The sequence below is a fragment of the Streptococcus mitis genome, assembly GCF_946190335.1.
Classification (GTDB): Bacteria; Bacillota; Bacilli; order Lactobacillales; family Streptococcaceae; genus Streptococcus; species Streptococcus mitis_CH.
Window position 1 is genome coordinate 131,901 of record NZ_CAMHZN010000003.1, and the last position, 16,376, is coordinate 148,276.

17 protein-coding genes and 1 pseudogene are annotated in these 16,376 nt (G+C 41.7%); 15 read left to right on the forward strand and 3 right to left on the reverse strand.

Going from position 1 to position 16,376, the window contains the following annotated elements; all coding sequences use genetic code 11:
- Positions 1–5 precede the first annotated feature (5 nt).
- The 9 genes and pseudogenes from N8O43_RS05755 (at position 6) to N8O43_RS05795 (ending at position 7,744) form a co-directional block, all read left to right on the forward strand.
- The gene (locus tag N8O43_RS05755; RefSeq protein ID WP_261089717.1) at positions 6–671 is read left to right on the forward strand and encodes a CPBP family intramembrane glutamic endopeptidase; all 666 of its coding nucleotides are present in this window, start codon (positions 6–8) and stop codon (positions 669–671) included.
- A gap of 71 nt (positions 672–742) precedes the next feature.
- Positions 743–1,355, forward strand: a pseudogene (locus N8O43_RS05760) (MFS transporter); the annotation flags it as partial.
- A 220-nt stretch (positions 1,356–1,575) separates the two neighbouring features.
- Positions 1,576–2,271 carry an AzlC family ABC transporter permease gene (locus N8O43_RS05765; protein ID WP_000659743.1) on the forward strand — a complete coding sequence of 232 codons (696 nt, stop codon included), beginning with the start codon at positions 1,576–1,578 and terminating at the stop codon, positions 2,269–2,271.
- Positions 2,261–2,584, forward strand: a complete 324-nt coding sequence (locus N8O43_RS05770) for an AzlD domain-containing protein (RefSeq protein WP_000253936.1) — start codon at positions 2,261–2,263, stop codon at positions 2,582–2,584. The genes N8O43_RS05765 and N8O43_RS05770 overlap by 11 nt, the downstream gene beginning before the upstream one ends.
- A gap of 103 nt (positions 2,585–2,687) precedes the next feature.
- The gene (locus tag N8O43_RS05775; RefSeq protein ID WP_045612396.1) at positions 2,688–3,518 is read left to right on the forward strand and encodes an amino acid ABC transporter substrate-binding protein; all 831 of its coding nucleotides are present in this window, start codon (positions 2,688–2,690) and stop codon (positions 3,516–3,518) included.
- Between the two features lie 153 nt (positions 3,519–3,671).
- On the forward strand, positions 3,672–4,526 hold the full coding sequence (locus tag N8O43_RS05780) for a MetQ/NlpA family ABC transporter substrate-binding protein (protein WP_020902669.1): 855 nt from the start codon (positions 3,672–3,674) through the stop codon (positions 4,524–4,526).
- Between the two features lie 96 nt (positions 4,527–4,622).
- Positions 4,623–5,996 carry a M20 family metallopeptidase gene (locus N8O43_RS05785; RefSeq protein ID WP_261089720.1) on the forward strand — a complete coding sequence of 458 codons (1,374 nt, stop codon included), beginning with the start codon at positions 4,623–4,625 and terminating at the stop codon, positions 5,994–5,996.
- Entirely contained in the window at positions 5,989–7,050 is a 1,062-nt protein-coding gene (locus N8O43_RS05790) for a methionine ABC transporter ATP-binding protein (protein ID WP_125386325.1), read from the forward strand. The genes N8O43_RS05785 and N8O43_RS05790 overlap by 8 nt, the downstream gene beginning before the upstream one ends.
- A 1-nt stretch (position 7,051) precedes the next feature.
- Entirely contained in the window at positions 7,052–7,744 is a 693-nt protein-coding gene (locus N8O43_RS05795) for a methionine ABC transporter permease (RefSeq protein ID WP_000444647.1), read from the forward strand.
- 29 nt (positions 7,745–7,773) lie between these two features.
- Here the strand turns inward: N8O43_RS05795 and N8O43_RS05800 are convergent, their stop codons facing one another.
- Positions 7,774–8,343, reverse strand: a complete 570-nt coding sequence (locus N8O43_RS05800) for an MptD family putative ECF transporter S component (protein ID WP_261089721.1) — start codon at positions 8,341–8,343, stop codon at positions 7,774–7,776.
- Between the two features lie 134 nt (positions 8,344–8,477).
- Between N8O43_RS05800 and N8O43_RS05805 the strand changes: the two genes are divergently transcribed.
- From N8O43_RS05805 to nrdI, 5 genes are all read left to right on the forward strand, one after another.
- Positions 8,478–9,092 (forward strand): YesL family protein, encoded by a 615-nt coding sequence (locus tag N8O43_RS05805; protein WP_261089722.1) that lies wholly within the window; start codon positions 8,478–8,480, stop codon positions 9,090–9,092.
- Positions 9,070–10,740, forward strand: coding sequence for a sensor histidine kinase (locus N8O43_RS05810; protein ID WP_314726009.1), 1,671 nt, complete (start codon positions 9,070–9,072; stop codon positions 10,738–10,740). The genes N8O43_RS05805 and N8O43_RS05810 overlap by 23 nt, the downstream gene beginning before the upstream one ends.
- Positions 10,741–10,751: 11 nt before the next feature.
- Entirely contained in the window at positions 10,752–12,038 is a 1,287-nt protein-coding gene (locus N8O43_RS05815; RefSeq protein ID WP_261089723.1) for a response regulator transcription factor, read from the forward strand.
- Positions 12,039–12,098: 60 nt separating this feature from the next.
- Positions 12,099–12,632 carry an ABC transporter permease gene (locus tag N8O43_RS05820; protein ID WP_023946835.1) on the forward strand — a complete coding sequence of 178 codons (534 nt, stop codon included), beginning with the start codon at positions 12,099–12,101 and terminating at the stop codon, positions 12,630–12,632.
- 77 nt (positions 12,633–12,709) lie between these two features.
- Positions 12,710–13,174 carry a class Ib ribonucleoside-diphosphate reductase assembly flavoprotein NrdI gene (gene nrdI, locus N8O43_RS05825; RefSeq protein ID WP_084887788.1) on the forward strand — a complete coding sequence of 155 codons (465 nt, stop codon included), beginning with the start codon at positions 12,710–12,712 and terminating at the stop codon, positions 13,172–13,174.
- Positions 13,175–13,221: 47 nt separating this feature from the next.
- On the opposite strand, the gene N8O43_RS05830 is transcribed toward nrdI, so the two are convergent.
- Positions 13,222–13,680 (reverse strand): DUF3021 domain-containing protein, encoded by a 459-nt coding sequence (locus N8O43_RS05830; RefSeq protein WP_261089727.1) that lies wholly within the window; start codon positions 13,678–13,680, stop codon positions 13,222–13,224.
- Entirely contained in the window at positions 13,677–14,117 is a 441-nt protein-coding gene (locus N8O43_RS05835) for a LytTR family DNA-binding domain-containing protein (protein WP_261089728.1), read from the reverse strand. Before N8O43_RS05835 ends, N8O43_RS05830 begins: the two co-directional genes overlap by 4 nt.
- A gap of 205 nt (positions 14,118–14,322) precedes the next feature.
- Between N8O43_RS05835 and mutL the strand changes: the two genes are divergently transcribed.
- Complete coding sequence (mutL, locus tag N8O43_RS05840) at positions 14,323–16,272, forward strand: DNA mismatch repair endonuclease MutL (RefSeq protein ID WP_261089729.1); 1,950 nt, start codon at positions 14,323–14,325, stop codon at positions 16,270–16,272.
- Positions 16,273–16,376: the final 104 nt, after the last annotated feature.

The window sequence follows — 16,376 nt, forward strand, 5'->3', positions numbered from 1 at the left end:
ATAGAATGAAAAAGATAACCTCAATATATTACTTTATTATATCTGTTATGCTAGTTATTGCTGACCAGGAGTTCAGTAGTCTAGTTTTACGCAGCGACCTTGTTATTGGTCTATCTAACTTTGGCTATTATTTATCAGATATGATGTTGCATTTTCTTGTGGTTCTATTTGCTTTTATTATTATGATTTGGTCAGGTAAATGGCAGAAGATCAACAGTAGAAAGTTTAAAAGATCCTATCTTTTTTATTCCTTCCTAGCTCTGCTTGCTTTTGTTGTTTGGAATTTCGTCACCTTTTTTCTTTTCCCACCTACTCGAAATGAAATTTCTTATCAACATGCTGCTCCTACTTTTACAGGAGCTACGGCATTTTTGATGTATTTTTTTTATCCTGTGATTGCAGGTCCCATTTTTGAAGACATGATTTATCGTGGATTAGTGATGACTGCTCTGGAAAAAGGGAAGAAATGGGGACTGGATGTACTTGGTTCAGCTATATTATTTGGAATCTTACACATTAGTGGCCATGGTTGGGTCTTAACAGACTTTTTTGTATATATGGGTGGTGGTCTCATATTTGCAGTCTTGTTTAGAGTGACAAAGTCTATTTATTGGCCTATTGGGCTACATATAGTTTACAATGGCATTGGTCAGATTTTGATGTTACTGTAATTTTGGTTGTTAGTAGTATCGCGGTCTATCCTTGGTGAAAGCTTCCCATTTGAATTTAAAAAGGAGTTGTGATGAAAGTATTTCTTCAAAATAGAAATTTTAGGCAATTAACCATCAACCAGTGGATTTCAACGGTTGGGGATACGATTTTTTATCTGGCTTTTTTGAATTATGTGGCAGATGCGTCTTTTGCCCCTTTGGCGATTTTACTTATCACGATTTCAGAAACCCTTCCCCAAGTTCTACAAATCTTTCTGGGAGTTTTGGCGGATTTTCAACATCATCGTGTCCTAAAATATACAATTATTAGTTTTGCAAAATTTTTGCTTTACTCTATAGTGTCCCTATCGCTTTCAGGGCAGTATTTCTCCTTGTTGATAGTAGCATTTATTTGTCTGATTAACCTCTTGTCTGACACATTGAGTTATTTTTCAGGCGCCATGCTCACTCCGATTTTCATTAGAATTATTGGACAAGACCATCTGGCAGAAGCTATTGGATTTAAACAGTCAACTGTTAGTTTAGTGAAAACAATCAGTAATATTTTAGGAAGAGTGTTCCTAGGTATTCTACCCATTTAGTTTATTTCCTTACTGAATACTCTTATATTTGTTTGTAATCGCATTTTTAGGTATCCTTTTCATAAAAATGATTATAGTTTTAGTAACTATTTCTATTAGCTTTGTTTTATTGCTATTTTTTCTAGTTGTCTTTGCCATGCTACTACATATTAGTGAAAATATTTAGCAGAGAATTTGTATAATATATGTTTGAGACTGGACTGCCAGTCTTTTATGATGGCCACAATCAGCAGACTTTTTTCTCTTTCCTGAATGTGTTATAATAGTCCATGCTGTGGCTGGAATTGATTCAGCTTATTTATTAAGACAATATGAGGAGAAAGATGAAAGAAAAAGGATTTTGGGAGGGGGCGCAGGCAGCTATGCCAACAGCCCTTGGTTATGTCAGTATTGGCCTTGCCTGTGGGATTATCGGTGCGCCCTATGTGACACCTGTTGAGATGGGCTTGATGAGTCTCTTTGTTTATGCTGGGAGTGCCCAGTTTGCCATGTTAGCCTTGATTGCGGTTCAAGCACCTGTAGCAGCCATTGCTATGACGGTCTTTTTGATTAATTTGCGTCTCTTTTTATTGAGTTTGCATGCGTCAACTTATTTCCGTCATACCAGTCTCTGGCAAAATATCGGTATGTCTAGTCTCTTGACGGATGAGACTTATGGCGTTTTGATGGGCGAATTGGCCCATACAGACAAGGTCAATCCTATGTGGATGCACGGAAACAATCTCAACAGCTATGTAGCTTGGTTTGTGGGAACAGTTGTCGGAACGGCTCTGGGTGGTCTGCTGCCAAATCCAGAAATCTTTGGTTTGGATTTTGCCCTGGTTGGGATGTTCATCGGAATTTTTGCTTCGCAATTCCAGATTATGCAAAGACGAATTCCTGTCCGCAATCTGCTCATTATCCTAGCAGTTGTTGCGGTGTCCTTCTTTTTACTCTTAACAGTGGTGTCTCAGTCACTAGCTGTTCTGTTTGCGACGCTACTTGGTTGTACAATGGGGGTGGTATTAGATGGTCAGTAAGTATCTTTTATTAGCAGTTATTTTCTCTGGATTGGTGACTTGGATTCCCCGTATGATTCCCTTCATCTTAGTCAAGTATAAGGGCTTGCCTGCAATCGTTGAGCGTTTTTTGAAGTTCTTGCCCGTTTCTATTATCTTTGCCTTGATTCTTTCAAGTGTAGTAACAGGCAAGGTTGGTAGTCTTCCTCAAATCAAATGGCTGGACTTCTTAGCAGTATTTCCGACGGCTTGGGTAGCATTTCGTTATCGCAATCTAGTCGGAACGGTTCTCTTCGGAGTAGTCTTGATTGCCGTCTTGCGTTTGGTCTTTTAAATCAGCCATAAAGAAAACCTATCACAGAGATAGATATCATATAATGGCGTAAATGGTCTTTTTCTGTTAAGATTATAAGGTATTCTATTTTGGAGGAAATGAAATGAAAAAAATCGTTAAATACTCATCTCTTGCTGCCTTAGGCCTTGTTGCTGCAGGTGTTTTAGCAGCTTGCTCAGGTGGTGCTAAGAAAGAAGGAGAAGCAGCTAGCAAGAAAGAAATCATCGTTGCAACCAATGGCTCACCAAAACCATTTATCTATGAAGAAAATGGTGAATTGACTGGTTACGAGATTGAAGTCGTTCGCGCTATCTTTAAAGATTCTGACAAGTATGATGTTAAGTTTGAAAAGACAGAATGGTCAGGTGTATTTGCTGGTCTTGACGCTGACCGTTACAATATGGCTGTCAACAATCTTAGCTACACTAAAGAACGTGCGGAGAAATACCTCTATGCCGCACCAATTGCCCAAAACCCTAATGTCCTTGTAGTGAAGAAAGACGACTCTAGCATCAAGTCTCTCGCTGATATCGGTGGAAAATCGACGGAAGTCGTTCAAGCCACTACATCAGCTAAGCAGTTAGAAGCATACAACGCTGAACACCCGGACAACCCAACTATCCTTAACTATACTAAGGCAGACTTCCAACAAATCATGGTACGTTTGAGCGATGGCCAATTTGACTATAAGATTTTTGATAAAATCGGTGTTGAAACAGTCATCAAGAACCAAGGTTTGGACAACTTGAAAGTCATCGAACTTCCAAGTGACCAACAACCGTACGTTTACCCACTTCTTGCTCAAGGTCAAGATGAGTTGAAATCATTTGTAGACAAACGCATCCAAGAACTTTACAAAGATGGAACGCTTGAAAAATTGTCTAAACAATTCTTCGGAGACACTTACCTACCAGCAGAAGCTGATATTAAATAATTTCTTGAAATCATCCATTCTGATGAAGAAGGGTGATTTCTCAGTTTTTAGGGTCATAGTTTTAAACTATATATCTGATTATCTAATAACAATTTGTGAAATCAAACAAATTGTGAGATACTAGTACGGTATTATTTTTAAGGAGAAAGAATCATGAAAATCAAAAAATGGCTTGGTGTAGCAGCTCTTGCTACAGTCGCAGGTTTGGCTCTTGCAGCTTGCGGAAACTCAGAAAAGAAAGCAGACAATGCGACAACTATCAAAATCGCAACTGTTAACCGTAGCGGTTCTGAAGAAAAACGTTGGGACAAAATTCAAGAATTGGTTAAAAAAGACGGCATCACTTTGGAATTTACAGAGTTCACAGACTACTCACAACCAAACAAGGCAACTGCTGATGGCGAAGTAGACTTGAACGCTTTCCAACACTATAACTTCTTGAACAACTGGAACAAAGAAAACGGGAAAGACCTTGTAGCGATTGCAGATACTTACATCTCTCCAATTCGCCTTTACTCAGGTTTGAATGGAAGTGACAACAAGTACACTAAAGTAGAAGACATCCCAGCAAACGGAGAAATCGCTGTACCGAACGATGCTACAAACGAAAGCCGTGCGCTTTACTTGCTTCAATCAGCTGGCTTGATTAAATTGGACGTTTCAGGAACTGCTCTTGCAACAGTTGCTAACATCAAAGAAAATCCAAAGAACTTGAAAATCACTGAATTGGACGCTAGCCAAACAGCTCGTTCATTGTCATCAGTTGACGCTGCCGTTGTAAACAATACCTTCGTTACAGAAGCGAAATTGGACTATAAGAAAGCACTTTTCAAAGAACAAGCTGATGAAAACTCAAAACAATGGTACAACATCATCGTTGCGAAAAAAGATTGGGAATCATCACCAAAAGCTGATGCTATCAAGAAAGTTGTTGCAGCTTACCATACAGATGAAGTGAAAAAAGTTATCGAAGAAACATCAGACGGTTTGGATCAACCAGTTTGGTAATAAGAAACAGGGAGGTGGGAGAGAAAATTCCACCTCTTGCTTTTGTATAGAGCATGGATTGTCAGGAAGAGTAGTTTATAGAAAGGTAGAGAGAATATGGTTTTTCCTAGCGAACAAGAACAGATTGAAAAATTTGAAAAGGATCATGTAGCCCAGCATTATTTTGAGGTTTTGCGTACCTTGATTTCTAAGAAATCGGTCTTTGCCCAGCAGGTGGGTCTCAAAGAAGTTGCCAACTATCTGGGTGAGATTTTCAAGCGTGTTGGGGCTGAAGTGGAGATTGATGAGACTTACACGGCGCCCTTTGTCATGGCGCATTTCAAGAGTTCGCGTCCAGATGCCAAGACCTTGATTTTCTATAACCACTATGACACTGTGCCAGCGGATGGGGATCAGGTCTGGACAGAGGAGCCTTTTACGCTTTCGGTGCGTAATGGCTTCATGTATGGGCGTGGGGTTGACGATGATAAGGGTCATATCACAGCTCGTTTGAGTGCTTTGAGAAAATATATGCAGCACCATGATGATTTGCCTGTCAATATCAGTTTTATCATGGAGGGAGCGGAGGAATCAGCTTCGACAGACCTAGATAAGTATCTGGAAAAACATGCGGATAAACTCCGTGGCGCAGATTTGTTGGTCTGGGAACAAGGGACCAAAAATGCCTTGGAACAGCTAGAAATTTCTGGTGGAAATAAGGGGATTGTGACCTTTGATGCCAAGGTGAAAAGTGCTGATGTGGATATCCACTCGAGTTATGGTGGGGTTGTGGAGTCAGCTCCCTGGTATCTCCTTCAAGCCTTACAGTCTCTTCGCGCTGCAGATGGCCGTATCTTGGTTGAAGGTTTGTACGAAGAAGTACAAGAGCCAAATGAACGTGAATTGGCCTTGGTGGATACCTATGCTCAACGAAATCCAGGGGAAATCAGCCAGATTTATGGTTTGGAATTGCCTCTCTTACAAGAGGACCGTGCAGCCTTTCTAAAACGCTTCTTTTTTGAACCTGCTCTCAATATCGAAGGGATTCAGTCAGGTTACCAAGGACAAGGGGTTAAAACGATTTTGCCTGCAGAAGCTAGTGCTAAGTTAGAAGTTCGTTTGGTTCCTGGTCTAGAACCGCATGATGTTCTGGAAAAAATTCGGAAACAGCTAGACAAAAATGGCTTTGATAAGGTAGAATTATACTATACCTTGGGAGAGATGAGCTATCGAAGCGATATGAGCGCGCCAGCCATTCTCAATGTAATCGAGTTGGCTAAGAAATTCTATCCACAGGGCGTTTCAGTCTTGCCGACTACAGCTGGGACAGGGCCTATGCATACAGTCTTTGATGCCCTAGAGGTGCCAATGGTGGCCTTCGGTCTAGGAAATGCCAATAGTCGAGACCACGGTGGAGATGAGAACGTGCGAATCGCCGATTATTACACCCATATTGAATTAGTAGAGGAGCTGATTAGGAGCTATGAGTAGAGATATTATCAAGTTAGATCAGATCGATGTGACTTTTCACCAAAAGAAGAGAACTATCACAGCGGTCAAGGATGTGACTATTCACATCCAAGAAGGGGATATCTACGGAATCGTTGGATATTCTGGAGCAGGGAAATCAACCCTTGTACGGGTGATTAACCTCTTGCAAAAACCATCTGCAGGGAAAATCACCATTGACGACGATGTGATTTTTGATGACAAGGTGACCTTGACGGCCGAGCAGTTGCGTCGTAAACGTCAAGATATCGGGATGATTTTCCAGCATTTTAATCTGATGAGCCAAAAGACAGCAGAGGAGAATGTAGCCTTCGCCCTTAAACATTCTGGACTCAGCAAGGAAGAAAAGAAGGCTAAAGTAGCCAAGTTGTTGGACTTGGTTGGCTTGGCAGACCGTGCTGAAAACTACCCTTCACAACTATCTGGAGGGCAAAAACAGCGTGTAGCCATTGCGCGTGCCTTGGCAAATGATCCAAAAATCTTGATTTCAGACGAGTCAACTTCCGCCCTTGATCCTAAGACAACCAAGCAGATTTTGGCCTTGTTGCAAGATTTGAACCAAAAATTAGGCTTGACTGTTGTCTTGATTACGCATGAAATGCAGATTGTCAAAGACATTGCCAACCGTGTTGCAGTCATGCAGGATGGGCATTTGATTGAAGAGGGCAGCGTCCTTGAAATCTTCTCAGACCCTAAACAACCCTTGACCCAAGACTTTATCTCAACAGCTACAGGTATTGACGAAGCCATGGTCAAAATCGAGAAACAAGAAATCGTGGAACACTTGTCTGAAAACAGTCTCTTGGTGCAACTCAAGTACGCTGGAGCTTCAACAGACGAGCCACTTTTGAATGAATTGTACAAGCATTACCAAGTAACGGCTAATATCCTCTATGGGAATATCGAAATTCTCGATGGTACTCCTGTTGGAGAATTAGTGGTGGTCTTGTCAGGTGAAAAAGCAGCGCTGGCAGGTGCTCAAGAAGCCATTCGTCAAGCAGGCGTACAGCTAAAAGTATTGAAGGGAGGACAGTAAGATGGAATCATTGATTCAAACCTATTTACCAAATGTCTATAAAATGGGCTGGGCTGGTCAAGCAGGCTGGGGAACAGCCATCTACCTAACCCTTTATATGACAGTCCTTTCCTTCATCATCGGAGGGTTCTTGGGGCTAGTGGCAGGTCTCTTCCTTGTCTTGACCGCGCCAGGTGGTGTTTTGGAAAATAAAGTTGTTTTTTGGATTTTGGATAAGATTACCTCTATTTTCCGTGCGGTACCATTTATCATTCTCTTGGCAGTCTTGTCACCCTTCTCTCATCTAATCGTAGGAACAAGCATTGGTCCAAATGCGGCTATTGTACCGCTATCTTTTGCAGTCTTTGCCTTCTTTGCCCGTCAGGTGCAGGTTGTCTTGGCTGAATTGGATGGTGGTGTCATTGAGGCGGCTCAAGCTAGCGGAGCGACATTCTGGGATATCGTAGGTGTTTACCTATCAGAAGGTCTTCCAGATTTGATCCGTGTGACAACTGTGACCTTGATTTCCCTTGTTGGGGAAACAGCTATGGCTGGTGCGGTTGGAGCTGGTGGTATCGGTAACGTAGCCATCGCTTATGGATTTAACCGCTACAATCACGATGTGACCATCTTGGCAACCATCATTATCATTTTGATTATCTTTGCAATCCAATTCTTGGGAGATTTCTTGACTAAGAAATTGAGTCATAAATAAAAAAGAGCCACCTGGCTCTTTTTTGGTAATCAGATTTTCTGTGCCAATTTTTTACTCAAGGCTTGTCCAATCAAGGCACCCACTAGGGCTCCGATGACAATACTTGCGATAAATAGAAGGACGGTTCCAGGATTTGGCGCGACCATGATACGGTCGATATATTCTTGGGATTTTCCTCTTGCTAGAAGGGTTGCCATATAGGCTTTGGGCGCAATCCACATGATTAGAATTGGTCCTGATGTGCTAAAGGCAAAGAGTATGAAAGAAAGGAAATTCTTAGTTTGGTCCTTGTATTTTCCGAGGTTAGCTACTGCATCTGCTAGCAGGCCACAGATAATTCCAGGAAGGAAGGCACCAGCACCGTGTTTAGTTCCCAAGAAAAAGAGGGCAATGACAAGGCCGATAGTGGTAATGGCTCCAAAGCGCGGAACTTTTGCGATCAGGATCATATAGACGCTACCGCCGACAAGGGCAGTAAAGGCAGGCGCATAAAACATGTTTCCAGTTTGGTCAAAGAGATTGCCCAAAAGGACACCAATCCCCATGCAGAGGAAGTAAAGAACTGCAAAAAGAAGTGTAGTTAAGATAGATTTTTTCATGAATTGTCTCCTGATAATTTTTTCACAATTCTCATTGTACCACGGTTTGGTGGGATTGTAAATGGATACTAGAAGTTTTTGAAAACGCTTGAAATATGATATAATAGTTTCATAGTTATTTTTAGGGGGATATCATGGGTAGATTTTTAGACTTTGTCTTTAATCGTTTCTTTTTAGGGATGATTGCGACAGCCTTCTTTTGGCTATTAACATTGGCAGGAGGGATTATCCTTGGTCTAGCGCCGGCTAGTGCCACCTTGATGAGCCTATATGCAGAACATGGTTATAGCTTTCGGGAATACAGTTTGAAGGAGGCGTGGTCTCTTTATAAGCAAAATTTCGTCTCAAGCAACCTGATTTTCTATAGCTTTTTAGGGGTGGATTTAGTTTTAATCTATGGCCTGTATCTCTTGGTGCAATTGCCTCATCAGACCATTATTCATTTGATTGCGACATTCTTGAATGTTTTAGTAGTTGTCCTGCTCTTTTTGGCTTACACAGTGTCTTTGAAACTACAAGTTTATTTTGACTTGTCCTATCGAAATAGTCTCAAACTATCCTTGATTGGCATCTTTATGAGTCTAGCAGCTGTGGCCAAGGTTCTCCTTGGAACTGTGCTACTTGTGGCAATTGGTTACTATATGCCTGCTCTTCTCTTCTTTGTAGGAATTGGGATGTGGCATTTCTTTATCAGTGATATGTTGGAACCGGTCTATGAAAGTATCCATGAAAAATTGGCGACAAAATAGAATGAAGCAGTTTTGGCTACATACGCTTCTAAGAACCTACAGTTCAGTTATGATGATTATTATTGCGAGTTTTGCAATCTTACTCTCTTACGCTGACTGGGATTCACGGGAAAAGGAAGCTCAAAGAGTAGCCCAGCGTGTAACAACTCGAACAGTCGAAGAGGTGGAATATTATTATCGCGAGTCAGCCCAGCTAGCGCAAGATTTAGTAGCCAATCAAGACCGGATACAAGGGGTTTATAAGTACTTTAGCTTGTCAACTTCTGAGTATTTTTATTGGCTGTTGGAGCATCAAGCAGCTTCGTCAACTTCTATTTCTCTGTATGAAAATATTGATGATCTTTATGTCCAAAATGACTATATAACGGGTGTTGCAATCGTCTTGCAGGACTTTAAAGAAGTTTATGTTTCGAGCAGAAATGAGAGAGGGGGTCATTCGGTACTTGCGGAAGGCTTTAAACCGGAGGCCAATAGTTTTGGAGTTCCTATTTTAGATCCAGCGACGGATCAATCTATAGGGGTTGTTTATATTTCCTTGGATCCAGAAATCTTATACCATGCTGTAGACAATACCCGAGGTCATATCCCGATGGCTGTTACTGTGACATCGCCTTTTGATACGGAGATTTTTCATATTGGTGAGAGGGTCAATAGGGAGCATGAGAACTGGTTTGTTGGTATGACTTCTCATGGATATCAGGTTCAGGTGGCAGTTCCTAAAAACTTTGTTTTACAAGGAACAGTTGCCAGCTCTGCTTTGATTGTGGGTTTGAGCTTTCTCTTTATTGTCATTCTCTATCTGACTTTGAGGAAGACTTTCTCAAATTATCAAAAGCAGGTAGTGGATTTGGTGGATTCCATCCAAGCTATTGCCCAAGGGCAAGAAGGTCTTCGCATTGATACGCTTGAAAAGGATCAGGAATTGCTCTTAATCGCGGAGACGACCAATGATATGTTGGATCGATTAGAAAAGAATATCCATGATATTTATCAGTTAGAACTTAGTCAAAAGGATGCCAATATGCGAGCTTTACAGGCTCAAATCAATCCTCATTTTATGTATAATACGCTGGAGTTCTTGCGCATGTACGCAGTCATGCAGAGTCAAGATGAATTGGCAGATATCATTTATGAGTTCAGTAGCCTGTTGCGTAACAATATTTCCGACGAAAGAGAGACCCTTCTCAAACAGGAATTAGAATTTTGCCGTAAATACAGCTATCTCTGCATGGTTCGTTATCCCAAGTCCATTGCCTATGGTTTCAAGATAGACCCAGGGTTAGAGAATATGAAGATTCCTAAGTTTACCTTGCAACCACTGGTAGAAAACTATTTCGCACATGGTGTTGACCATAGACGAACAGATAATGTGATTAGCATCAAGGCTCTTAAACAGGATGGTTTTGTGGAAATTTTGGTGGTCGATAATGGCCGTGGAATGTCGGCTGAAAAGCTGGCAAGTATTCGAGAAAAATTAAGTCAGAGACATTTTGAACACCAAGCCAGTTACAGTGATCAAAAGCAGTCTATCGGGATTGTCAATGTACATGAGCGTTTTGTGCTCTATTTTGGGGATCGATATGCTATTACTATAGATTCTGCAGAGCAAGCAGGTGTTCAGTATCGTATTACAATTCAAGATGAGTAGAAAGGGAGAAAATGTATAAAGTATTATTAGTAGATGATGAGTACATGGTGACAGAAGGTCTGAAACGTTTGATTCCCTTTGATAAGTGGGATATGGAGGTCGTCGCAACAGCCAGTCATGCCGATGAAGCCCTAGAATATGTTCAGGAAAATCCTGTCGATGTGGTCATTTCCGATGTCAATATGCCCGACAAAACAGGGCTTGATATGATTCGGGAAATGAAAGAAATCTTACCAGATGCTGCCTATATCCTGCTCTCAGGTTATCAGGAATTTGATTACGTAAAAAGAGCCATGAACCTTAGTGTGGTGGACTATCTGGTCAAGCCTGTTGATAAGGTAGAGTTGGGAAATCTGCTGGAGAAGATTGCAGGTCAGCTCGGCGAGAGAGGAAAGAAAAGTCAGACCCTTAGTCAAGATTTAGATGAGGCTGGATTTGTTAGTTATTTAGGAGGTGAGGAGAATTGGTGGATAGGCCTATCCAAGGAAAAACAAGGCTCTTTTACCATTCCCTACTATGTCTTGGGTCAAGACTGGCAGATTTTTATTTCTGATAAACCCCTAGATGGTTTAGTCGTTACTCCCTTTGAAGCTCCTTATCAAGAACACTTTGAACGCTGGAAGTTGAATGCTGAGAAAGCCCTCTTTTACGGTTCTGTAAATCTAAAACAGTCGGAGAGTCTCTTCGCCTATTACGAACCGATTTATCGGGTTATCATTCAGGGAAATCTCAATCAAATCGTGGAAGAGTTGAACCTCTTGGAGAAAGTGGTTCTTGAAAATACACCCCGTGTTCCGATTACCAAACAGCTTTTTATCCAGTTTGTCATGGATGTCTTTCACTTGTTTGAACATCTCAAAGCTGATGATATGACGGACATTGTCAAAACCATTCATGCTATTCAATCCTTCGATGAATTGGTTCCTTATATCAAGGAAACTCTGACTCGCTTCTTTGGGCAATATCGTATGAATGAAAATGTGGTTAGTGTGCTGGAAGTGATTGGGCGTGATTATCAGAAAGAACTTTCCCTCAAGGATATCAGTAAGGATCTCTTTATCAATCCTGTTTATCTGGGACAGTTGATTAAGCGTGAAACCAATTCGACCTTCGCAGAGCTTTTAAACAAACAACGCATTAAGGCTGCCCAACAACTTTTGCTTTCAACTAGTGACAGCATCGAAGATATTTGTTATGCTGTTGGTTACAGTAACGTTGGATATTTCTATAAAGTGTTCCGAAAATTGTGCGGAAAATCGCCAAAAGCTTACCGAAAACAGGTAGAAACGACACTATAATATTTGTATCCCTTTACAAAAAGTGCTATAATATCAATAATAACATCAGGAGGTTCTATCATGAAAAAGAAACCAATTTATCTATGGGTCTTGCTCATCTTGTCTGCCCTTATTTCAGCTACGTCTCTGTTTGAACTTTTGAAGCCCTTGCCTAGTAAAGAAGTCCTTCGTGCTGCTCAAAAACAAGTTGCAGGGGTCAGTGCTCAGCAGGTAGAAGATAGCATTAATTTTAGCTATAGAGTGGCAGAAGCATCTCATTCTATTTTTAATGTGGCCTTGGTTGTACTATCTGCTATTTTAGTGGTAGTAGCGATTGTATTCCTTGTTCGTAAGAATTTGCAGTATGCAAACTATACTTATGTCGGCTATGTTTTGCTAGCCATTATTGGTTCGATTTATACCTATGTGACTTTACAAGACGCTTTGCAGCTGGTTCAAGATGAAACTATTCGTTTGACAATGGGTATTGGTTCAAAAGCTGTCAGCATTTTCTATATCGTCATCAATGTTCTCTTCCTAGCCCTTGTCTTCTACAAGATATGGCGTCAGCAAAAAGCCTTGGCTGAAGAAGAGGAAACAGAAGAACTTGCCTAAGTATTGACAAAAAATAACTATCAAGTTACAATCTTGGTAGTTATTTTTCGATTATAGATAAAATCATGGAGGTAAATATGAAGACAATTTCTTTAGTTTATATCAGTCTGAGTGGGAATACTGAGAGTTTTGTGACACGCCTGAAAGACTATCTCTTGTCCCAGTATGAGGGGATTGAAGTTCAAAAGATTCATATCAAGGACTTAGTCAAGGAAGGCCAAGATTTTTATGAGATGGAACACCCTTATATCGCTTTTTTGCCAACCTACCTAGAAGGTGGGAATGGCGTGGATAACGGAGATGTAGAGATTTTGACGACACCAGTGGGAGATTTTATCGCCTATGGTGACAATGCTAGTAAGTGTTTTGGCGTAGTTGGTTCAGGAAATCGCAACTTTAATAACCAATACTGCCTGACAGCCAAGCAATACAGTCAACGTTTTGGCTTCCCTGTCTTAGCTGACTTTGAAATGCGAGGAATGCTGGGAGATATCAAGCATGTTGCAGCAATTATTGCGGATTTATATGAGTTGGAAAGTTGAGCTTAGGCTTGGCTTTTTTATTATTCCAAGAAGTTTTATCAGAACTCTTACTTTCTATGCTCCAAGAGTTGATTGATGTGGTCTACTTTTCTAGCTTCTCTTTTATAGAGAATAGCCCAAATGATGAGGTAGACAATCGCAAACTCGATAATAAGCTGGAGATAGAAGATCCAGTGGAAGGGGAACCAACCTGCCAGGGTTGCTAGTGGGACAAAGCCAGCAAGCATAAGGAAGAAATGAGTCAGAGTGGCACGAAGCATGCTCCAGTCACGGCTGAATAAGCGGTTGCCAAAGTTGAAGAGCATACCGATAGCTGCCCAAATAAGTGTGCAGTAGAGCAGGACCAGGGCACCGTGAACCTGATGCTGAGCCATCACTTGGCCAATGAGAGAGTAGGGATTTAGTGGGGCATAAGTACTCGGTGCATAAATGAGTGAAAAGAGGATAGAGAGGATGAGGCCGATGAGGACACCAGCAGCAGCGTCGTGAAAGATTTGTTTTTTCATAGTTCTAATTTCTCCTTGATGGTTTTTAGGTAACGGCGTGAAGAGTAGGTGAAGCTTTCATTCTTCAAGAAAATTTCTACCAGACCGTTGGGAGTGAGCTTGAGGTGAGAGATGGAATTGATATTAATGATTTCTGATTGGGAAATTTGGATAAAATTGCTTGGCAAGAGTTCAAGAACCTGATAGAGTCGTAAATCAATGGTGTAGGTCTGACTTGCCGTTTCTGCCAGAACCTTCCGATTCTCGATATAGAAGCGTTGAATCTTGCCAATCTCAACTAGATAGACCTGATCTTCGATTTTCCCTTTGATTTTTTCTTTGAGGTCCAGATTTTCTGCGAACTCGATGACTTTTTGGACTTTTTCGGTCTCTTGAGGTGCTTGGACAATCAGCTTTTCCTCCTCGTAAGTTTCACTAATTTGTAGTTCTACTTTCATAAATTTCTCTCCTTGTCTTTCATACAAAATTGTGATCACTTCTTGTATATTTCTATTAAACACTATTTTACGCCTCCTTACAAGGGACTTTGTCTATGTGGAAGGATTTGGCTTCTATGTGGTGCAGCTTTTCTGTCCTATCTGAAATATGGTATAATAGCACTAATCAATTTCTAGGAAAATAGATATGGAAAGGGGCTGAAAGATGTCTCATATTATTGAATTGCCAGAGGTGTTGGCAAACCAGATCGCGGCAGGAGAGGTCATTGAACGTCCTGCTAGTGTGGTCAAAGAGTTGGTAGAAAATGCCATTGACGCGGGTTCTAGCCAGATTATCATTGAGATCGAGGAAGCTGGTCTCAAGAAAATCCAAATCACCGATAATGGTCATGGAATTGCCCACGATGAGGTGGAGTTGGCCCTGCGTCGCCATGCGACCAGTAAGATAAAAAATCAGGCGGATCTCTTTCGGATTCGGACGCTTGGTTTTCGTGGTGAAGCCCTGCCTTCTATCGCTTCTGTCAGTGTCTTGACTTTGTTGACGGCGGTGGATGGTACAAGTCATGGGACTAAGTTAGTCGCGCGTGGGGGAGAAGTTGAAGAAGTCAGTCCAGCGACTAGTCCTATAGGAACCAAGGTTTGTGTGGAGGACCTCTTCTTCAACACGCCTGCCCGCCTCAAGTATATGAAGAGTCAGCAGGCGGAGCTGTCTCATATTATTGATATTGTCAACCGTCTGGGCTTGGCCCATCCTGAGATTTCCTTTAGCTTGATTAGTGATGGCAAAGAAATGACGCGGACAGCAGGGACTGGTCAACTGCGCCAAGCTATCGCAGGGATTTACGGTTTGGCGAGTGCCAAGAAGATGATTGAAATTGAGAATTCTGACCTTGATTTCGAAATTTCTGGCTTTGTGTCCTTGCCTGAGTTAACTAGAGCCAACCGCAACTATATCAGTCTCTTCATCAATGGCCGTTATATCAAGAACTTTTTACTCAATCGTGCTATTTTAGATGGTTACGGAAGTAAGCTCATGGTGGGGCGTTTTCCGCTGGCTGTCATTCATATCCATATCGATCCTTATCTAGCGGATGTCAATGTGCATCCGACCAAGCAAGAGGTGCGGATTTCTAAGGAAAAAGAACTGATGACGCTGGTTTCAGAGGCTATTGCAAACAGTCTCAAGGAACAAACCTTGATACCAGATGCCTTGGAAAATCTTGCCAAATCGACCGTGCGCAATCGTGAGAAGGCGGAGCAAACTATTCTCCCACTCAAAGAAAATACGCTCTACTATGAGAAGACTGAGCCGTCAAGACCTAGTCAAGCCGAGGTGGCTGATTATCAGGTTGAATTGACCGATGAAGGACAGGATTTGACCCTGTTTGCCAAGGAAACCTTGGACCAATTGACCAAGCCAGCAAAACTGCATTTTGCAGAGAGAAAGCCTGCTAACTATGACCAACTAGACCATCCAGAGCTAGATCTAGCTAGTCTTGATAAGGCCTATGATAAGCTGGAGCGAGAAGAATCTTCAAGCTTCCCAGAGTTGGAATTTTTCGGGCAAATGCACGGGACTTATCTCTTTGCCCAGGGGCGAGATGGGCTCTACATCATAGACCAGCACGCGGCTCAGGAACGGGTCAAGTATGAGGAATATCGTGAAAGCATTGGCGATGTTGACCAGAGTCAGCAGCAACTCCTAGTGCCCTACATCTTTGAATTTCCTGCGGATGATGCCCTGCGTCTCAAGGAAAGAATGGCACTTTTGGAGGAAGTGGGTGTCTTTCTAGCAGAGTACGGGGAAAATCAATTCATCTTACGTGAACATCCTATTTGGATGGCAGAGGAGGAGATTGAGTCAGGTATCTATGAGATGTGCGACATGCTCCTTTTGACCAAGGAAGTTTCTATCAAGAAATACCGAGCAGAGCTAGCTATCATGATGTCCTGCAAACGGTCTATCAAGGCCAACCATCGTATCGATGACCACTCAGCTAGACAGCTGCTTTATCAGCTTTCTCAATGTGACAATCCCTATAACTGTCCCCACGGACGTCCTGTTTTGGTGCATTTTACCAAGTCGGATATGGAAAAGATGTTCCGCCGCATTCAGGAAAATCACACCAGCCTCCGTGAGTTGGGGAAATATTAAACGAATACTCTTTGAAAATCTCTTCAAACTAGGTCAGCTCTATCTGCAACCTCAAAACAGTGTTTTGAGCAACCTGCGGCTAGCTTTCTAGTTTGCTTTTGATT